This window comes from Enterobacter sp. PL_is514 (genome assembly GCF_055816715.1).
The window spans coordinates 1-3,481 of the sequence record NZ_JBVPGN010000008.1; the positions used below are offsets into that span (position 1 = coordinate 1).

Here is a 3,481-nt window from a genome sequence, read left to right on the forward strand (position 1 = left end):
ATGGTTCGAAGCCGCAGACCTGATCGTTAAAGGTATGGAAGGCGCGATCAACGCGAAAACCGTAACTTACGATTTCGAACGTCTGATGGAAGGCGCTAAGCTGCTGAAATGTTCAGAGTTTGGCGACGCGATTATCGCGAATATGTAATCCAGATTCTGGGTAAACAAGAGCGGGAACCGAAGGGTTCCCGTTTTTATTATTAGTTTTTGAATGGTTATTAAAATTTTCTCAAAACGGTTTAACAAAACGAACAAGGATAGCATAGGGAATGATTCGTCTTTTAATGCTGATTAGTGCAGTTTTTGGGATCGGCTATGGTTACGCTATATCGCATGATGTGTGGCCATTTGAAGGTATGGATGCGAACCAGCGAGGAGTATTTGGTGATTCTTGGGGCGCTTTTACCTCAATTTTTTCTGCTATGGGTTTTTGTGGGGTTTTATGGACGATTAAGCTGCAGATGGATGCAACAAAAAAAATAGAAGATGATTCGAGTAAAAGGGAGGAAGCGGAAAAAATAAGGGATTTCGAGAACTCCTTCTTTAATATGTTGAGCATATTGCAAACGCTAATTAAAGACATGAGAGTTGAAGGTTCCTCAGGAAGAACTTTGGCGGAGGGGCGTCATGTTTTTCTTTATTTTTTTAGAAGATTCAAAAAAGAGGTTAGACAAAAGAATGGAATGTCATTAGATTTCGACTCGAGTGATGAGTTTGAGGTTAAAAAAGCATCTATGCGAATGTCTAATGAATATCGTTTCTATTTTCGAAACAGAGCTCAAAATCTTTCTCATTATTATAGATATATCTATAATATGTTTAAGATAATTCACGAATCTGATTTAAATAGTGTTAATAAGAAAAAGTATGCTAACATTTTACGCGCTCAACTTTCTAATTACGAATTGTTAATGCTTTTTTACAATGCCAATTTTGTTCATGGTAGGAAGTTTGAAGCGTATATGAATTCTTATGCGATTTTGGATAATCTACCAGCCGAGAAACTTATAAATAAAAAACATGTCGCATTCTATGATAAGAAGGCATGGGGTGAAAATTATGATGCATTGAAGTACCATCCCAAACATCTTAATTCTGAAAATTAATTATTATTGATTTTTATCTATTCTTTGCCTCTATCATCATGGTATCTGACTGTTTGCTGGGGAGATTCGTACCCCAGCAATTTTTAGATTTCGATACCTTGAGTTTCATAAAGATGTTCCGCTAAAGATCGTTGTTCATGGAAGGTAGTGTGCCATCTCCCCATTTTATTTCTGCATAATTACTGGCCTTACTGAAATTCATTGTTATTGTGTTCGATATTATCTATGCCCCTCTTTCTGCCATTGGATCGCCCGGAATAAATGGATAAGGTTCGGACTCAATGAATAGTCGAGGCAAAGCATTACAACATCTCTAAAACCCCACTAAATCGCGTTTAGTATCAGGGAAAGGGGGATCGCTAGCTTGCTACCCCATCTTCTTCTAACGACATGAAGATGGTAATCTCAAATATCGTTGAGCTTCATAATCGAAATATCACCGAGGCGCTAACCAGCAACGAGCGTCAATAGCTTTGCATTACCCATATACTGATGACGTGCTCGCTATGGTTCTTGCTAACAATGATTATCACGCTTTTTATAGTGTGGTAGTTTATCGTTACCGCTTTCGCAAGAGTAAATTTAAGATGGCATGCGAGCTGAATAAAAACATCCTAGCTGGACTATGATCACCTGCCGCCGCCGTGTTGACTCGAGGTTATGCTTGGCTGTATCGAACCTTTACGCCTATTACGCGAAGCGTTTGGCAAAAATGCTGATAGATTTAAGTTGCAAATTGAGCTAGAAAATGGTTAGGTGGTGATATTGTTGGGGTTTTTGTAAGAAATTTAAAAAAATTAAGAGGAGACCTGCTTTTTATAGCAGGTTTGTTTTTTTCTGGTTCCAGTTGCCAGCCATAAGATGTTATTGTTTAAGAGGATTATTTCTTATGCGAGCAGAAAAAATGGATGTCTTTAAAGCTTTCAAAGAAGAGAAAGAAAAAAGTCATAGAGTTGATGCTTTTTACACCCCTTCAAAACCAGTGTCCTCTCCTTCAAATCTTAGAGGTCGTGATGAAGAGATTCAAAAGATATTAGGTGCGTTAACGACTCCCGGCCGGCATTGTATGATTTACGGAGATCGAGGTATTGGCAAGAGCTCACTTGCGCTTTCAACTCTTGAAGGTGGTAAAGAGCATGAAATTTTACCTGAGATTGTTTTCCAGTATAGATGTATTAAAACCACTTCATTCAAAGATATTATTGAAAAAGCTGCTATTTTTATAGATCAAGCTTACAAACATGATAAAGTTGAAACTACAAAAAAATATGGAGCAAGGGCAAAGCTCCTGGATATATTTAGTCTTGAAGGTTCTCGAGAAGAGAAGATTACAATAGAAAAGGAAGAGCTGACTGCCAACAAAGCAGCTTCAGTTTTACATCATTTGGAATCAGTTCTTCTTATCGATGAATTTGATGTTGTCAAGGATGATGTTAAGCATGAAGTCGCTGAATTTGTTAAGCAATTAAGTGACGCAGGTAGTCCATTTAAAGTCCTTATAGTAGGAATTGGCTCCGATGGTGCTGCTCTAATTGCAGGGCACCAATCGGTAATCCGGTGCATGCATGAAATTAAACTGCCTCGTGTTGAAGATAAATATTTAGCCGAAATAATTGAGAGCGGTGAGAGTGGTTTAGGTTTGACGTTTGCACCTGAAATAAAAAAATCCATTATTGAAATAAGCAGTGGCTTCCCGTATTTTACACATTTGTTATGTAAAGAAAGTGCAGAGGAAGCGATTAGGAAATCAAAAAAAATAATTGATAGAACTGTATTTGATCAAGCTTTAATTGTTGCGGTGAAAAATACTGAAGGTCAGTTGAAGCGTTGTTATGATTTAGCTGTCACTTCGTCTAGAACAGATATGTATCCTAAAATCCTTTTATCTGCCGCAAAATTCAATAATGATCAATTTAGTGTAAAAAGCTGGATTGAGCAAATTGCGGTTGATCATAATATTGATTTAACATATGGCAGTATGAATAACTATACAGGTAAGCTTATAAAACCTGAGCGTGGAGAAATCCTTCAACTTGTAAGAAGAGGAGTTTATAAAATTACAGATCCCCGTATGCCAAGCTATATATTAATGTGTCACAATGCTGTACCATAAATAGCAGTATAATTAATCAATAGGTTAGCTTTTTGTCAAAAATGTGTGATGAACGCGCCAATTATGTTTGTTATACTGAAAAAATCAATGCATCATGTTTTATTTCATGTAATGCTGCGCTATATGGAATGGTTCGAAGCCGCAGACCTGATCGTTAAAGGTATGGAAGGCGCGATCAACGCGAAAACCGTAACTTACGATTTCGAACGTCTGATGGAAGGCGCTAAGCTGCTGAAATGTTCAGAGTTTGGCGACGCGATTA

At 37.5% G+C, this 3,481-nt stretch carries 2 protein-coding genes and 3 pseudogenes; 4 read left to right on the forward strand and 1 reads right to left on the reverse strand.

The annotated features are described in order from the left end of the window. Positions 1-148, forward strand: a pseudogene (locus AC0TNG_RS00075) (NADP-dependent isocitrate dehydrogenase); the annotation flags it as partial. A 121-nt stretch (positions 149-269) separates the two neighbouring features. Next, complete coding sequence (locus AC0TNG_RS00080) at positions 270-1,106, forward strand: putative phage abortive infection protein (RefSeq protein WP_417927226.1); 837 nt, start codon at positions 270-272, stop codon at positions 1,104-1,106. A gap of 17 nt (positions 1,107-1,123) precedes the next feature. Here AC0TNG_RS00080 and AC0TNG_RS00085 read toward each other — a convergent pair. Continuing rightward, positions 1,124-1,607 (reverse strand): annotated as a pseudogene (locus AC0TNG_RS00085) (tyrosine-type recombinase/integrase); the annotation flags it as partial. Between the two features lie 388 nt (positions 1,608-1,995). On the opposite strand from AC0TNG_RS00085, the gene AC0TNG_RS00090 reads away from it, so the two are divergent. Both AC0TNG_RS00090 and AC0TNG_RS00095 read left to right on the forward strand, forming a co-directional pair. Further along, positions 1,996-3,219 carry an nSTAND1 domain-containing NTPase gene (locus AC0TNG_RS00090; RefSeq protein ID WP_473712397.1) on the forward strand — a complete coding sequence of 408 codons (1,224 nt, stop codon included), beginning with the start codon at positions 1,996-1,998 and terminating at the stop codon, positions 3,217-3,219. A 108-nt stretch (positions 3,220-3,327) separates the two neighbouring features. Then, a pseudogene (locus AC0TNG_RS00095) lies at positions 3,328-3,481 on the forward strand (isocitrate/isopropylmalate family dehydrogenase); the annotation flags it as partial.

Bases quoted from the DNA above. Each gene is read 5' to 3' on its own strand.
- AC0TNG_RS00090 (WP_473712397.1), top strand. From the start codon at position 1,996: ATGCGAGCAGAAAAAATGGATGTCTTTAAAGCTTTCAAAGAAGAGAAA.
- AC0TNG_RS00080 (WP_417927226.1), top strand. From the start codon at position 270: ATGATTCGTCTTTTAATGCTGATTAGTGCAGTTTTTGGGATCGGCTAT.